Below are 15,441 nucleotides of genomic sequence, written 5' to 3'. Positions count from 1 at the left end.
TCGCCTCCCTGCGCGCCCAGGGCGACGGCGGCCTGGACCACTCCGCCCTCCTCCGCGGCGTCGAGCGCCTCTCCGGCCTCCCCACCCAGGGCTGAGGGACGGGCCGAGAGGGGGAGCGACCGATGCCGACACCGAGGACGACCGCAGCGGCGGTGGCCGCCCGGATCGTCCGGGACGAGGGCGCCGACCACGCCTTCGGCTGCCCGGACGCACCCGGCGACCCGCTGTACGCGGCGTTCTCGGCGGGCCTCGGTCGCCGGACGGCCCGTCATCCCCAGTCGGCCGTGCACATGGCCGACGGCTGGGCCCGCGCGAGCGGGCGGCCGGGGGTCGTCGTCGCGGGCGCGGCGTCCGGGCCGGGACTGGTGCCCGGCCTGCACACCGCGCACGCCGACGGCGTACCGCTGGTCTGCCTCGCGACCGGGCCCGGCGCCGCCGGACCGGCCCGGCCGGTGACCAAGCAGGTGCTGCCGGCCGTCTCCGCCGCCCGCCTGCCCTGGGCGCTGCGTGCGGCGTTCCGCACGGCCCGCGAGGGCCGGCCGGGACCGGTCCTGGTGGAACTGTCCCCCGGGGCGGCCGAGACGGAGATCGCGTACGCGCCCGCGGCCGACGCGCCGCTGCCGGTACGGCACGGCGCGCCCCGGGCCACGCAGGTCACGGCCGCGCTGGAGCTGCTGCTGGCCGCGCGCCGGCCGCTGCTCCTGGCGGGCGGCGGGGTGCCGGAGTCAGGGGCCGGCACCGCGCTGCGCACGCTGGCCGAGCGGCTGCGGGTGCCCTTCGTCGACACCCCCGGCGGCCGCGGCTGCGCGGGGGACGGCCACGCCCTGCACGTAGGGAGCGTCGGCTGCCCGTCGGGGGCGGGAGGCCGGGCGCTGGCCGTCGCGGACTGTGTCCTCGCCCTCGGCACCGGCCGGGGCGCCGACCTCCTCACGGGGGCGCGGACGGTGGTCCAGGTGGACGCCGACCCCGCGGCGCTCGGTGGGTACGGCACGCCCGGCATCGGGATCGTCGCCGACGCGCGGCTGTTCCTGGAGGCGCTGCTCGGCGCCGCCGGGGAGCGCGCGGAGCGGCCGCCCCACCCGTGGGCCGAGCCTGCCGGGGCCGCGGTCCGGGCGGCGGGCCCGCGGAGCGGTCCGGTACCCGCCGGGCAGGTGCACGCCGGCATCGACGCGGTCCTCGGCACGGACCCCGACACCTGCTTCGTGCTCACGGAGGAGGTGTACGCGGAGTGGGGCGCCGCGGCGTTACCGGTCCGCCGGCCGCGCCGGCTGCTGCTCCGCGGCCGCGGCGGGCCGCCGGGGTGGGAGATCCCCGCGGCGCTCGGGGCCCGGGCGGCGCTGTCCGCCACGGCACCGGACGCCCTGCTGGTGGGCATCTCCGCGGGGCCCGGACTGCCGCCGTTCGCCGAGGAGTTGACGGGGGCGGCGGAGCACGGAGTGCCGTACGTGCAGCTGCTGCTCGACCGTGACGAGCGCGGCCCGGACACGGTGCGCCTCGCCGAGGCGTACGGCTGCTCGGGGCGCCGGGTCACCGGCCGGGAGGACCTGCGCTCGGCACTGGAGTGGGCCCGCAAGGAGACCGTCTCCACGCGGCGCCCGGTACTGGTCTCCGTCCTGGCCGCACCCGAGGCGGCCGCACCCGAGGCGTGAGCCTCGCACACAAGCTTCCGGCGGCGGCGCCGACACCTGTCCTGTCGCGCCCAGGTGCCGCCGCCGGGACCCTTTTCCGGCCGCTGCGTGCGGTGGTAGAAGGACCCCAGCAAGTTTTCAACAAACTGTTGACGTTTGGTTGGAGCCCTCCATACGCTCCAACATGCGGAAGTCGGCTTCCGCGCTCTTCGTACGGAAGGTCACCATGTCGAAGCCCACGCTGACGGCGCGCACACTCACCACGGAGTCGGGCGCCCCCGTCGCCGACAACCAGAACTCCGCCACCGCCGGCGTCGGTGGCCCGATCGTCCTCCAGGACCAGCACCTCATCGAGAAGCTCGCCCGCTTCAACCGGGAGCGCATCCCGGAGCGCGTGGTCCACGCCCGCGGCTCCGGCGCCTACGGCTACTTCGAGGTGACCGACGACGTCACCGGCTTCACCCGCGCCGACTTCCTCAACACCATCGGCAAGCGGACCGAGATGTTCATCCGCTTCTCGACCGTCGCCGACAGCCTCGGCGGCCCGGACGCCGCCCGTGACCCGCGCGGCTTCGCGGTCAAGTTCTACACCGAAGAGGGCAACTACGACCTCGTCGGCAACAACACCCCGGTGTTCTTCATCAAGGACCCGATCAAGTTCCCCGACTTCATCCACTCCCAGAAGCGCGACCCCTTCACGGGCAAGCAGGAGCCGGACAACGTCTGGGACTTCTGGGCACACGCTCCCGAGGCGACCCACCAGGTCACCTGGCTGATGGGCGACCGCGGCGTGCCGGCCTCCTACCGCCACATGAACGGCTACGGTTCGCACACCTACCAGTGGACCAACGCCAAGGGCGAGGCCTTCTTCGTCAAGTACCACTTCAAGACCAACCAGGGCATCCGCTGCCTGGACGCCGACCAGGCCGCCGAGCTGTCCGGCAAGGACGCCAACTCGCACCAGACCGACCTGCTCCAGTCCATCGAGCGCGGTGTGTACCCGTCCTGGACGCTGTACGTGCAGGTCATGCCGGCGGCCGAGGCGGCGGACTACCGCTTCAACCCGTTCGACCTCACCAAGGTGTGGCCGCACAAGGACTACCCGCTGCAGCGCGTGGGCCGGATGGTCCTGGACCGCAACCCCGACAACGTCTTCGCCGAGGTCGAGCAGGCCGCGTTCTCCCCGAACAACTTCGTGCCCGGCATCGGCCCGTCGCCCGACAAGATGCTCCAGGGCCGGCTCTTCGCCTACGCCGACGCGCAGCGCTACCGCCTGGGCGTCAACCACACCCTGCTGCCGGTCAACGCCCCCAAGGCGACCACCGCGCACAACTACGGCCGGGACGGCCTGATGGCCGCCAACTCCCAGGGTCGGGGCGCCAAGAACTACGAGCCGAACAGCTACGACGGCCCGGTGCAGACGAACGAGGCGCTGTCCTCCCCGTTCGCCGTCAACGGGCACACCGGCACCCACGAGGCGCCGCAGCACACCAAGGACGACGACTTCTTCCAGGCCGGCGAGCTGTACCGGCTGATGTCCGAGGACGAGAAGAAGCGTCTGGTGGCGAACATCGCCGGCGGCCTCTCGCAGGTCTCCCGCGACGACGTCATCGAGAAGAACCTCGCGCACTTCCACGCGGCGGACCCGGACTACGGCAAGCGCGTGGAGGCCAAGGTCCGCGAACTCCGCGAGGACTGACCGGAGGACCGAACACCGGTCCGAAGACTGCGTGAGGACTGACGGGAGGTCAGCACCCTTGCGCGTCCGTACCGTCCGGCCCGTTGAGGGGTGGCCGGGCGGTACGGACCGGCCGGCGGCCTCGGTCGCCGGCCGACGGTGGCTCCGCGGTGCCGTGGGAGTAACCAGTGCGGTGGGACGGACGCGTCTCATAGGGAAGGGCGCGTCCTCTCCCCCGTCACCGCGGAGCACGCCATCATCCGTCACATCAGCCCCTCCACCAGACTCCGTCCGGTGGCGCGTGTCCTGTCGCGCCTGTAACCCGTGTCACCGGACGGTCACCACCCGCAGGGCCCGGCGCTCCGTACGGTCACGGAGCGCCGGGCCCTGTGTCGCTCTCCGCGCGTTTCGCCGCGCGAACGTCGTATTCCGGGGGACCATGGGCGGTGATGAACCGACCAACCCGCCAGGAGCCGAACATGGCCGACAGCGTGCCGGTGCGCTGCCCTACGTGCCGCCGCGAGAACGCCTTCACGCCGCCGACCTTTCCGTGCGCGTGCGGGGCACCGCTGACCATGCCCGTGCTGCGCGGCGGGGTGCCCGTCGAGATCCAGCACCGCACCTGGCAGAGCTCCTGGGTCGAGGTGCGGTGCGAGTCCTGCGGGCGGCTGGACGAGTGGCCGGCGCCGGAGTCGGCGTGCTCCTGCGGCACCGTCGCCCGCGTCCCGGTGATACCGGCACCGGGGCCGCCGGCACCGGAGACCACCCCGCCCGGCCGCGCCTCGCACCGCTACCGCTCCCCCGCGCCGCCGGCCGTACTGCGCCCCGCGTTCCGGCCCGTGACGATACGGACCGCGCGGGACTGCGTCACCGCCGCCGTCCAGTACCTGAAGTGGCTGGGCTTCGCCGAGGTCGTCCGGGCCCCTGAGCGCAGCTCGTCGGGGGTGGACGTGCGGGGGCGCGGGCTGGTCGCCCAGGTCGACCCGACCACCCGTCCCACGCGCCTCCGCGAGATCGAGACGGTCTGGCTGAACGGACTCAACGACTCGGCGCTCGCGGTGTTCTTCTCCCTGGCGGGCTACGCCAAAGACGCCCGAACCCGCGCCGACACCCTCCACCTCCCCCTGTTCGTCATGGACCTCACCGGCACCCCGCAACCGGTCAACGACGCGGCGGACGAGCTGATCAGGAGCGGGCCCTGACGGTTGCGTTCGGGGCGCGGTCCTCGGGGCGCGGTCCTCGGGTTGCTTGCGTCGTGGTGCCGGGGGCGGGGGCTGCGGGGTGGGGTCCTGGACCCATGATTTACGGCCCGTTCGGCGGCCTTCGCACATGCGGCCCCTGTTGGGCCACAAATCACGGGCAGTCGTCCAGGACCCCACCCCTCCGCCCCCACCCCCTCCCGTCGTACGCCAACTGCCGCACAGCGGACCCTTTAGAGAACGAAGCCCTCGGGGAAGGGGTCGTGCGGGTCCAGTACGTAGTTGGCTGTGGCGGTGATCCAGGCTCGGCCTGCGAACTCCGGGATGACGGCCGGTAGTCCGCCTACCTCTGTGGTGTCGATCAGTTGGCCGTGGAACCGGGTTCCGATGAAGGACTCGTTCACGAAGTCGGTGTGGAGCGGGAGTTCGCCTCGGGCGTGGAGTTGGGCCATTCGTGCCGAGGTGCCCGTGCCGCAGGGGGAGCGGTCGAACCAGCCTGGGTGGATGGCCATGGCGTTGCGGGAGTGCCGGGCGTTCGAGTCCGGTGCGAGGAACTGGACGTGTTTGCAGCCTGCGATGAGGGGGTCGGTGGGGTGGGCGGGGCGGCTCTGCTCGTTGATCGCGGCCATGATGTCCAGGCCGGCGGAGAGGATGTCCTGCTTGCGGGATCGGTCGAAGGGGAGGGCGACGTCGTTCAGTTCCACGATTGCGTAGAAGTTGCCGCCGTACGCCATGTCGTAGCGGATCTCGCCGAGACCGGGGACGTCCACCTTGGCGTCGAGTTCGAGGGCGAAGGCGTCGACGTTGCGGAGGGTGACCTTCTCGGCGGTGCCGTCGCGTACCGTGACGCGCGCCTCGACGAGGCCGGCCGGGGTGTCCAGGCGGACGGTGGTCTCCGGCTCGGTGACCGGGACCATGCCCGTCTCGACCAGGACCGTGGCGACGCCGATCGTGCCGTGTCCGCACATCGGCAGGAAGCCGCTGACCTCGATGTAGAGGACGCCCCAGTCGGCGTCGGGGCGGGTGGCCGGCTGGAGCAGGGCGCCGCTCATCGCGGGGTGGCCGCGCGGCTCGTCGACGAGGAAGCGGCGGAGGCCGTCGAGGTGTTCGACGGCGTACCGGCGGCGGTCGGCCATGGTGGCGCCGGGGATCGGGGCGACCCCGCCGGTCACCACGCGGGTGGGCATGCCCTCGGTGTGGGAGTCGACGGCGCTGAGGGTGCGGATCGATCTCAACGGGACGCTCCCAGCTTTTCGAGGGCGGTGATGGCTCGGGCCATGTCGGCGTGGACCTGGGCGCGGTGTTCGGGGACGAGCGGGCCGCGCGGTGGGCGGCAGGGTCCGCCGTACCGGCCCACCTGGTCCATGCCCGCCTTGATGGCCTGCACGAATTCGGTACGGGAGTCCCAGCGGAAGGCGGCGACCAGCGGCTCGTACAGTGCGCGTGCCTCTTCCAGGCGGCCGGCCCTGGCCAGTGCGTAGAGCTTTGCGGACTCGGCGGGGAAGACGTTCGGGAAGCCGGCGAACCAGCCGGTCGCGCCCATGAGCAGGCTCTCCAGCACGACATCGTCCGCGCCGCTGATGATGTGCAGGCCGGGGGCCTGTTCCTTGATGTGCAGTACGCGGCGGACGTCTCCGGAGAACTCCTTGACCGCCACTATGTTGTCGATTCGGGCGATCTCGGCGAGGAGTGCGGGCGTCAGGTCGACCTTGGTGTCGTACGGGTTGTTGTAGACCATGACGGGGAGGCCCACGGCGGCCACCGCCTCGAAGTGGGCGATCACTTCGGCGGGGTTGGCGCGGTACATGGTGGGCGGCAGGCAGAGTACGCCGTCGGCGCCGTCCTCTGCGGCCGACTCCGCCCAGTGGCGGGCCTGGTGGCTGCCTGCGCCGTGCACGCCGACGATGACGGTGCCGTCGCCGTTCGCCGTTTCGACCGCGGTCCGGGCGACCGCGCGGCGTTCGGCGTCGGTGAGGGAGGAGTACTCCCCCAGCGAGCCGTTCGGGCCGATCCCGTCGCACCCGTTGTCCAGCAGCCAGCGGCAGTGTTCGGCGTACCGGTCCAGGTCGACGGCGAGCCCGGCCGGGGCCGCGGGGTCCGCGCGGTACGGGAGTGCGGTCGCGACGACCACGCCGCCGAGACCTGCGGGGCGGTGGGAGGCGGTGCTGTTCATGTGGTGCTCTCCTTCGGGTCGGTGTGGGGTGCGGTGGGAGTGCGGGCCAGTTCGCCCAGGCGGATGGGCTGGGCCAGGGGGCGGCGGTGCGGGGCCGCGGGTGGCAGGCCCTCCGCCGGGTGGCCGGGCGGGGCGCCGCGCAGCCGGGTGGTGAGTTCGGCGACGGTGGGGCCGCAGATGCGGGCCTGGCAGGGGCCGAGGCCCGCGCGGGTGGCGAGCTTGGTGACGCGGGGCGCGGCGCCGGACGCGTCGGTGGCGGCGCGGCAGAGCGTGCCGTAGTCCGTCTCCTCGCAGCGGCAGATCACCGTTTCAGGGCGCAGCCAGCCGGGCCAGGCGGGGCCGATGGGGTGGGCGGCGGCCAGGCGGGCTGCGAAGGCGCGGCCGTGGTCGCGGTTGCGGCGTACCCGGCGCAGTGCGGGGGCCGCGGGGTCGCCGCCGGCCGCGAGCCAGCCGGCGAGTGCGCCTTCGGTACGGGCGGCGGGTGCGCCCGCGATGCCGGTGGCCTCGCCTGCCGCGTAGACGCCGGGCACGCTCGTGAGCTGGTCGTCGTCCACGGCGACGAACTCGCCGGCCGCGGTGCGCACCAGCGCGCAGCCCGCGGCGAGCGGCAGTTCCAGCTGTGGGCTGAAGCCGTGGCCGACGCAGAGGGCGTCGACGGGGACGGTGCGTTCGCTGCCGGGTACGACCGACCAGTCGGGGCGCAGGCGTGCGGTGACGGCCTCTTCGACACGGCCCTCGCCGCGTGCCTCGATCACCGCCCGGCCGGTCCGATACACAACCTGATGTCGTGTCAGCTGAGCTACGCAGCGGCCCAGTTCGGCCGCCTTGGCGGGCTGGGACGCCAGCTCCCAGGGGCGGCCCGTCCAGCCGCGGGCGACCGTCGCTGCCGGGTTGGCCTCCAGGACGGCCCGCAGGCCGGCGCCGGCGGTCAGCAGTGCGGCGGCGACCGGCAGCAGGAACGGGCCGGTGCCCGCGAGCAGCACGGCGTCGCCGAGCACCAGCCGCTCGCTTTTGACGAGCGCCTGCGCGGCACCGGCCGCGTACACTCCGGGCAGGTCCCAGCCGGGGAAGGGCAGTACGCGGTCGTGGGCGCCCGGGGCGAGGACCAGGGCGTCGGGGGTGAGGACGCGGCGGGTCCTGTTGGTGCCGTCGGCGGGGCCGGTGAGGGTGTGGACGAGGGGTGGGCCGGGCTCCTCGGGGGCCGGCCGCTCCAGTGCCCAGACGGAGGTCTCGGCGAGCCAGGTGCAGCGGGGGTGGCCGAGGACGATGCGGCGAAGGCGGTCGAAGCGGGACCCGGTGTCGCGCGGTCCGCCGAACTCCTCGGCGAGCGTGCGGTGGTACTGGCCGCCGGGCCGCTCCGCCGCGTCGGCGAGGGTGACCCGGGCCCCGGCCGCCAGCGCGGAAGCGGCGGCGGCGAGACCGGCGGGTCCGGCCCCGACGACGACCACGTGGCGGCGGGCGTCCGTACGCGGTGCGGCCGTCATGCCTCGTCCTCCCCGCCGTCCGGTGCGGTCCGCGTCTGTGTCCTCACCACGTCCCCGTCCGCGGCGCGGCGGCGGCAGGCCCGTACGTCGGGGACGCCGTTGACGGTCAGGACGCAGTCGAAGCAGACGCCGATGCCGCAGAACACGCCGCGCGGGGCGCCCGAGCGTGCGGTGCGCCAGGAGGTACGGCCCGCGGCGAGCAGTACGCCCGCGATGCTCCGGCCCGCGATGCCGGTGACCGGCTCGCCGTCCACGGTGATCCGCACGGGGCGTTCGGGCGGCTGTCCGGGGGTGCCGGCCGGGGTGCGGAACAGTCGGGGGCTCATGCGCTCTCCTCACTCGGGGCGGTGGCCGAGGTGCCCAGTACGGCCGGGCGGTCCACCCGGAACGGGTCCGGGTCGAGCTCCGGGCCGTCGCCGCACACCAGGTCGCGGAGCAGGCGGGCGGTGCCGAGGGAGAGGCCGATGCCGGCGCCCTCGTGGCCGCTCGCGTGCCACAGGCCCGGCAGCCTCGGGTCGGCGCCGATGACGGGGAGGTGGTCGGGGACGTACGGGCGGAAGCCGCCGTAGGCGCGCATCACGGCCACGTCGGCGAGGCCGGGGAAGAGCCGGAGGGCCTTGGCGGCGATCGTGGAGAGCACCTCGGGGCGCAGCCGGTCGTCGAAGCCGGCGCGGCGGCGGGAGGAGCCGAGCAGCACGCTGCCGCCGCGGGTGGCCTCGACGACGGCCGAGGTCTGCAGGTCCTCTGCGCTGCTGCCGACCGCGCCCACGTAGTCGGCGTCGTAGACCTTGTGGAAGACGGTGGGCGGCAGCGGCGCCGTGACGAGGATGTCGCCGCGGCGCGGGCGGACGTCGACGGGCGCGCCGAGGCGGGCGGCGAGCCGTCCCGACCAAGGGCCCGCCGCGTTGACGAAGAGGTCGGCTGCCAGGTCGCCTTCGGTGGTGCGGACCGCGGTGAGGCGGCCGCCGCGGGTGCGGGCGCCGAGCACTTCGCAGCCGGTGCGGAGGGTGGCGCCCTGCGCGAGGGCGTCGCCGAGCAGTGCGGCGGCCGCGGCGGCGGGCTGGACCTGGGCGTCCTCGGGGTAGTGCAGGGCCGCGGCGTGGTCGCGGGTGAGGTGCGGCTCGGCCGCGGCGAGTGCGGCGGCGTCGAGCGGGTCGGCCCGTACGCCGGCCGTGCGCTGGGCTGCGGCGAAGCGGGTGAGTTCCGCGGCGCCGGCCTCGGTGGTGGCGACGACGATGCCGCCCTTGGGGTCCCATTCGACGGCGCGTACGGCGTCGGCGCCGCGGGGCGGGCGTCCGGCGACGGCGGCCAGCGTCTCCGGCCACAAGCGGCGGGAGAGCTGGGCGAGCCGGAGTTCGGGGCCCGGTCCCTTGTCGGAGACGAGGACGTTGCCCTCGCCGTGCGCGGTGGTCGCCTCGGCGGCGCCGCCCCGGTCCACGACCGTGACCCGGAAGCCGCCGGTCAGGGCGAGTTCGCGGGCGCAGGCCGCGCCGACGATGCCGGCGCCGATGACCACCACCCGCGTTCCGTTCATCGACCGCATAGGCCGCTCCTTCGTTCGCTTTACCGAACGATGCGAGGCTAGGAGGGGCTCAGGGGAAGGTCAATGGGGTGGGCATGGCTTTGGGCTGACGGTACGTCAGTAATTGGATCCCGGTCCTCAGGCGTGCGGCCCCAGCGCGGGGTGCGCGGCCCGGCCCTCCGGGCGCCGGTCGGTTCCGTAGTGGAGCAGCAGTACCGAGCGGACGGGGCCACCCAGTGCGGTGTACGCGTGCGGCCGCGAGGCCTCGAAGCCGATGTAGTCACCGGGTCCGAGCTCGATGCGCTCGCCCTCGACGTCCACGGCGAGCCGGCCGGCCTGCACGATCGTGTGCTCGGTGCCGACGTGGCCCAGCGAGTTCTGCCGCGCCCCCTCGCGCACCTGCTGGTCGTACACCTCGAAGCCGCCCTCCCCCGGCTCGAAGCGGCGCAGCGGGCGCAGGTCCACCGCGTCGCCGCTGAGCACCTCCACGTCCGCGGCGCGCACCACGGTCGGGCCGTCGGCGGGGCGGGTGTCCAGCAGTCCGGAGATCGGCACCTCCAGCGCGCGCGAGAGGCTGAAAACCGTCTCGATGGTGGGGTTTCCGGTGCCGGACTCCAGCTGCGACAGCGTCGCCTTGCCGATCCTGGAGCGCCGGGACAGCTCGGAGAGCGAGAGCCCCCGCTGCGCCCTGGCGTGCTTCAGGTTCGCCGCCAGCATGTCCCGGATCGAGCCCTCGGGGACGCTCATCCTGCCCGCCCTTCCGCGGCGATGCGGCCGCGCTCCTGTTCCGTCGACCGAACGCCACGTACGGAGATGCCGTTCGTCTTCCCGAACAGTTTACGGACTGCCGCGGCAGCAAGAAGGGCGCACGGAACCAGCCGTGAACCAGCCGGTCTCATGCGCCCGTTCTGTCGCGTCACGCCCCCTTCGCCCCTGGCGGAACGGCGGGCGAGACTTATCCCACAGCGGCCGCCTCGCCCTGCGGGGCGGCCGGCGGCACCGGGCCCGCCGACGAGCCGCCGTCCACGGCGATCTCGGCGCCGGTGAGGTAGGCGGAGGCGTCCGAGGCGAGGAAGGCGACCAGGCCCGCGACGTCGTCCGGCAGGCCGATGCGGCCCAGGGCCACGCCCGGCGCCGCGCCGCCGTTCGGCATCGCCGCCACCTCGGCCACCATCGGGGTGTCGATGACGCCCGGGTGCACGGAGTTGACCCGGATGCCGTACTCGCCCAGCTCCAGCGCGGCGATCTTCGTCAGGCCGCGCAGGCCCCACTTGGACGCGCCGTAGCCGCCGGTGCGGGGTATGCCGGTGAGTCCGCCGACGGAGGAGATGTTGACGATCGATCCGCCGCCGGCCGCGATCATCGCCTCCCGGACCGCCTTGATGCCGAGGAACGGGCCGACGAGGTTGATCCGCAGCGTGCGCTCGAAGTTCTCCATGGTCTCGTCGGCCAGCGGCATCGAGCGCAGCACGCCCGCGTTGTTGATCAGTACGTCCACGCCGCCGAACTCCGCGACCGCGGTGGCCACGACCGTCTGCCACCCCGCCTCGTCGGTCACGTCGAGGTGGACGTAGCGCGCCGCCTCACCGATCTCGTCGGCGACCCGCTTCCCGGGCTCGTCCAGCACGTCGGCCAGGACCACGCGCCCGCCGAGCCGGGCGAACAGCCGCGCCTCCGCCTCTCCCTGGCCGCGGGCGGCACCCGTGATGACCGCGGTCTTGCCTTCGAGCGTGAGCACAGAGCTTTCCTCCATCACCTCGTCAAGGGGCCTTTCAATCAGCCATATGACGAGTAGACAGGTCAAGAGCGTTGCGCGATCTTCACCGAAGGACGCCGCCCGCTGTGACCTCCCCCTCCGGCCGGGTGAACTTGGCCGGTCATGTGCTTGCTGATGCCATAGCGATTTCCTCGCATGACAGGACGGGCTGAAATGTTCCTTGTGCGAGCCTCCACGACGACACACGAACCCGCCCACCGCTGACAGCACCGAGCCGCGGTTCGCCCGCTTCTCGGCACAATGACCTCATGTTCGATCACCGCGCCCTGCGCGCCTTCTGCCTGGAATTCAACGGCGCCGTCGAGGAATTCCCCTTCAACCCCGACACGGCGGTCTACAAGGTGGGCGGGAAGATCTTCGCGCTCTCCGCGCTCGACGCGGCCGACCCGCTCACCGTCAGCCTCAAGTGCGACCCCGAGGAGGCGGTGCGGCTGCGCGCGGCGCACCCCGAGATCGTCCCCGGCTACCACCTCAACAAGCGGCACTGGAACACCGTGACGCTGACCGGCGACCTCCCGGACGACCAGGTCAAGGAGCTGATCGAGGACTCCTACGACCTGGTCGTCGCGGGGCTGCCGCGCGCGCAGCGCCTCAGGCTGGACCGTCCCTGAGCTCCGCCGCCAGCCGGTCGCGGAGTTCGACCTTGCGTACCTTGCCGCTGACCGTCATCGGGAAGGCGTCCAGGAGGTCGAGGTAGCGCGGGACCTTGTAGTGGGCGAGGCGGTCGCGGCAGAAGTCGGCCAGCTCCGCCTGGGTGAGGGTGTCCGCCGGGTCCTTGAGGATGACGCAGGCGGCGATCTCCTCACCGTACTTCTCGTCCGGTACGCCGACCACCTGCACGTCCGCGATCTTCGGGTGGGAGTAGAGGAACTCCTCGATCTCGCGCGGATAGACGTTCTCGCCGCCCCGGATGATCATGTCCTTGATGCGGCCGACGATACGGAGGTAGCCGTCGTCGTTCATGACGGCGAGGTCCCCGGTGTGCATCCAGCCGTCCGCGTCGATGACCTCGGCCGTGCGCTCGGGCTCCTCCCAGTAACCGAGCATCACGCTGTACGCGCGGGTGCACAGTTCGCCCGGCTCGCCGCGCTCCACCGTCTCCCCCGTGGCCGGGTCGACGACCCGCACCTCGATGTGCGGCAGCACCCGGCCGACGGTCTCCGTGCGGTGCTCCAGGTCGTCGTCGCGGCGGGTCTGGGTGGAGACGGGAGAGGTCTCGGTCATGCCGTAGCAGATGGAGACCTCCGCCATGTGCATCTCGGCGACCACCCGCTTCATGACCTCCACCGGGCAGGGCGAGCCGGCCATGATGCCGGTACGCAGCGAGCTGAGGTCGTAGGAGGCGAAGTCGGGGAGGTTCAGCTCGGCGATGAACATGGTCGGGACGCCGTAGAGCGAGGTGCAGCGCTCCTGCTGGACGGCGCGGAGCGTCGCCGCCGGGTCGAAGGCGGGCGCGGGGATCACGGAGCAGGCGCCGTGCGAGGTGATCGCGAGGTTGCCCATCACCATGCCGAAGCAGTGGTAGAAGGGCACCGGCAGGCAGACCCGGTCCGCCTCGGTGTAGCCGACGGCCTCGCCCACCCAGTAGCCGTTGTTGAGGATGTTGCGGTGCGAGAGGGTGGCGCCCTTGGGGAAGCCGGTGGTGCCGGAGGTGTACTGGATGTTGATCGGGTCGTCGGGCGTGAGGGTCGCCGCGATCTCCGCCAGCCGCGCCGCGGGCACCGAGGTCCCGGCCGCCAGCAGCTCCTCCCAGGTGGGGTCGGCGATGTACACGACCTCGCGGAGGCGCTCCGCGTCCGGGCGCACCTCCGCCACCATCCGCCGGTAGTCGCTGGACTTGTGCGCGGTCGCGGAGACCAGCACCTCGATGCCCGACTGGTTGAGCACGTACGCCAGTTCATGCGTCCGGTAGGCCGGGTTGATGTTGACCATGACGGCCCCGATGCGGGCCGTGGCGTACTGGGTCAGCGTCCATTCGGCGCAGTTGGGCGCCCAGATGCCGACCCGGTCGCCCTTGGTGACGCCCTTGGCGAGCAGGCCGAGCGCGACCTCGTCGACGGCGCGGCCGAACTGCTCGTACGTCCAGCGCCGGCCGCCGGCCACGTCGACCATCGCCTCGCGGTCGCCGAACCGCTCGATGGCCAGCTCCAGGTCGGCGCCGATGGTGCGGTCCAGCAGCGGGCGGTCGCGCTCGCCGCTCTCGTAGGACAGCGGACGGCCGTCCGGTGCCGTGGTCTCGTGCGCGCTCATCGGTGGTCCTCCTCGCGGTACTCGGCGCCGCGGTCGCCGCCGGCGGTGCGCTCGCGCAGCTCGATGCGGCGGATCTTGCCGGACACGGTCTTGGGCAGCTCGGCGAACTCCAGGACGCGGACGCGCTTGTAGGGGGCCAGCACCTCGCGGGAGTGCTCGAAGAGCGCCTTGGCGGTCGCCGGGCCCGGCTCCCAGCCGGCGGCGAGCACGATGTACGCCTTGGGCACGGCGAGCCGCAGCGGATCGGGCGCGGGGACGACGGCGGCCTCGGCGACCGCCTCGTGCTCCAGCAGGGCGCTCTCCAGCTCGAACGGGCTGATCTTGTAGTCGGAGGCCTTGAAGACGTCGTCGGCGCGCCCGATGTAGGTCAGACAGCCGTCGCCGTCCCGGGAGCCGATGTCGCCGGTGCGGTAGTAGCCATCGGCCATCGCCTCGGCGGTGCGCTCGGGGTCGCCGTGGTAGCCGGCCATCAGGCCGACCGGGCGGTTCCGCAGGTCGAGCGCGATCTCGCCCTCGTCGCCCGGCTCGCCGGTCACCGGGTCCAGCAGCACCACGTCGTAACCGGGCGTGGGACGGCCCATGGAGCCGGGTTTGAGGGGCTGCCCCGGGGTGTTGGCGACCTGGACGGCGGTCTCGGTCTGGCCGAAGCCGTCGCGGATCGTCACGCCCCAGCTCTGCCGGACCTGTTCGATGATCTCCGGGTTGAGCGGCTCGCCGGCCGCGACGGTCTCGCGGGGCGCGGTCTTCAGCGCGCTCAGGTCGGCCTGGATGAGCATCCGCCAGACGGTGGGCGGCGCGCAGAAGGTGGTGACGTGCGCCCGGTCCATCTCCGCCATCAGCCGGGCCGCGTCGAACCGGGTGTAGTTGTAGAGGAAGACGGTGGCCTCGGCGTTCCAGGGCGCGAAGAGGTTGGACCAGGCGTGCTTGGCCCAGCCCGGCGAGGAGATGTTCAGATGCACGTCGCCCGGCTTCAGGCCGATCCAGTACATCGTCGCGAGGTGGCCGACCGGGTACGAGGTGTGGGTGTGCTCCACCAGCTTGGGCCGGGCCGTCGTCCCGGAGGTGAAGTACAGCATCAGCGGGTCGTCCGGCGCGGTGTCGCCGGTGGGCTCGAAGGTGTCGGGACTGTCGTACGCGTCCTCGTACGCGAGCCAGCCGTGTGCCGCGCCGCCCACCGCGATCCGGGTGTAGTCGCCGGGCACGCCGTCGAACTTGGCCGTGTCGGAGGACCGCACGATCACATGGCGGGCGCGGCCCCGCTCGACGCGGTCGGTGAGGTCGGCGGGGCCGAGCAGCGGCGTCGCGGGGATGACGACGGCGCGCAGCTTCATCGCGGCGAGCGCGGTCTCCCACAGCTCGGCCTGGTTGCCGAGCATGACGATGATGCGGTCGCCGGCGCGTACCCCTTTCGAGGTGAGCCAGTTGGCGGCGCGGTTCGACCGGCGGCGCATCTCCTCGAAGGTCAGCCGGGTCTCCCGGCCGTCCTCCTCGACGATGTGCAGCGCGAGCCGTTCGTTGTCGCGGGCGATGGCGTCGAACCAGTCCAGCGCCCAGTTGAAGCGCTCGGGGCGCGGCCAGCTGAAGCCCTCGCGTGCGGCCTCGTAGTCCTCCCGGTGCCGCAGCAGGAAGTCCCGTGCTGCCCGGAACGTTTCCGTCGGGCTCGTCCCGCGCGTGTCCGCCATGTGTCCTCCTCATTGCCCCGCGGCTTCCGGCCATCGTGTAATCAGTGA

At 73.1% G+C, this 15,441-nt stretch carries 13 protein-coding genes and 1 pseudogene; 5 read left to right on the top strand and 9 right to left on the bottom strand.

The features are described 5' to 3' along the window. From ABZ840_RS31850 to ABZ840_RS31835, 4 genes and pseudogenes are all read left to right on the top strand, one after another. Positions 1 to 95: pseudogene (locus tag ABZ840_RS31850) on the top strand (2-hydroxy-3-oxopropionate reductase); the annotation flags it as partial. A 27-nt stretch (positions 96 to 122) separates the two neighbouring features. After that, positions 123 to 1,649 (top strand): thiamine pyrophosphate-binding protein, encoded by a 1,527-nt coding sequence (locus ABZ840_RS31845; RefSeq protein ID WP_361565528.1) that lies wholly within the window; start codon positions 123 to 125, stop codon positions 1,647 to 1,649. Positions 1,650 to 1,854: 205 nt separating this feature from the next. Next, positions 1,855 to 3,327, top strand: a complete 1,473-nt coding sequence (locus ABZ840_RS31840; RefSeq protein ID WP_361565558.1) for a catalase — start codon at positions 1,855 to 1,857, stop codon at positions 3,325 to 3,327. 458 nt (positions 3,328 to 3,785) lie between these two features. Beyond that, on the top strand, positions 3,786 to 4,508 hold the full coding sequence (locus ABZ840_RS31835) for a hypothetical protein (protein ID WP_361565525.1): 723 nt from the start codon (positions 3,786 to 3,788) through the stop codon (positions 4,506 to 4,508). 230 nt (positions 4,509 to 4,738) lie between these two features. On the opposite strand, the gene ABZ840_RS31830 is transcribed toward ABZ840_RS31835, so the two are convergent. The 7 genes from ABZ840_RS31830 to ABZ840_RS31800 all read right to left on the bottom strand — a co-directional run bounded on the left by ABZ840_RS31830 (position 4,739) and on the right by ABZ840_RS31800 (position 11,422). After that, on the bottom strand, positions 4,739 to 5,740 hold the full coding sequence (locus tag ABZ840_RS31830) for a proline racemase family protein (protein WP_361565522.1): 1,002 nt from the start codon (positions 5,738 to 5,740) through the stop codon (positions 4,739 to 4,741). Beyond that, the gene (locus ABZ840_RS31825) at positions 5,737 to 6,678 is read right to left on the bottom strand and encodes a dihydrodipicolinate synthase family protein (RefSeq protein ID WP_361565519.1); all 942 of its coding nucleotides are present in this window, start codon (positions 6,676 to 6,678) and stop codon (positions 5,737 to 5,739) included. The genes ABZ840_RS31830 and ABZ840_RS31825 overlap by 4 nt, the downstream gene beginning before the upstream one ends. After that, entirely contained in the window at positions 6,675 to 8,162 is a 1,488-nt protein-coding gene (locus tag ABZ840_RS31820; RefSeq protein ID WP_361565516.1) for an FAD-dependent oxidoreductase, read from the bottom strand. Before ABZ840_RS31820 ends, ABZ840_RS31825 begins: the two co-directional genes overlap by 4 nt. After that, on the bottom strand, positions 8,159 to 8,488 hold the full coding sequence (locus ABZ840_RS31815) for a (2Fe-2S)-binding protein (RefSeq protein ID WP_361565513.1): 330 nt from the start codon (positions 8,486 to 8,488) through the stop codon (positions 8,159 to 8,161). The genes ABZ840_RS31820 and ABZ840_RS31815 overlap by 4 nt, the downstream gene beginning before the upstream one ends. Next, entirely contained in the window at positions 8,485 to 9,696 is a 1,212-nt protein-coding gene (locus tag ABZ840_RS31810; RefSeq protein ID WP_361565555.1) for an FAD-binding oxidoreductase, read from the bottom strand. The genes ABZ840_RS31815 and ABZ840_RS31810 overlap by 4 nt, the downstream gene beginning before the upstream one ends. Positions 9,697 to 9,822: 126 nt before the next feature. Then, entirely contained in the window at positions 9,823 to 10,431 is a 609-nt protein-coding gene (locus tag ABZ840_RS31805) for an XRE family transcriptional regulator (RefSeq protein WP_361565510.1), read from the bottom strand. Between the two features lie 208 nt (positions 10,432 to 10,639). Continuing rightward, positions 10,640 to 11,422, bottom strand: coding sequence for a glucose 1-dehydrogenase (locus tag ABZ840_RS31800; RefSeq protein WP_361565508.1), 783 nt, complete (start codon positions 11,420 to 11,422; stop codon positions 10,640 to 10,642). Positions 11,423 to 11,709: 287 nt separating this feature from the next. On the opposite strand from ABZ840_RS31800, the gene ABZ840_RS31795 reads away from it, so the two are divergent. Continuing rightward, entirely contained in the window at positions 11,710 to 12,072 is a 363-nt protein-coding gene (locus tag ABZ840_RS31795) for an MmcQ/YjbR family DNA-binding protein (protein ID WP_361565505.1), read from the top strand. Here ABZ840_RS31795 and ABZ840_RS31790 read toward each other — a convergent pair. Both ABZ840_RS31790 and ABZ840_RS31785 read right to left on the bottom strand, forming a co-directional pair. Then, positions 12,053 to 13,711, bottom strand: coding sequence for an AMP-binding protein (locus tag ABZ840_RS31790; RefSeq protein ID WP_361565503.1), 1,659 nt, complete (start codon positions 13,709 to 13,711; stop codon positions 12,053 to 12,055). The two genes, ABZ840_RS31795 and ABZ840_RS31790, sit on opposite strands and share 20 nt — an antisense overlap. After that, positions 13,708 to 15,393: an AMP-binding protein gene (locus ABZ840_RS31785; RefSeq protein ID WP_361565501.1), complete on the bottom strand. Its 1,686-nt coding sequence runs from the start codon at positions 15,391 to 15,393 to the stop codon at positions 13,708 to 13,710. Before ABZ840_RS31785 ends, ABZ840_RS31790 begins: the two co-directional genes overlap by 4 nt. Between the last annotated feature and the right edge of the window lie 48 nt (positions 15,394 to 15,441).

This window comes from Streptomyces sp. NPDC047117 (assembly GCF_040643545.1).
In the GTDB taxonomy this organism is placed as follows: Bacteria; Actinomycetota; Actinomycetes; order Streptomycetales; family Streptomycetaceae; genus Streptomyces.
The sequence above is the reverse complement of the archived record's forward strand: the minus strand, read 5'-3'. Positions and strand labels throughout refer to the sequence as shown.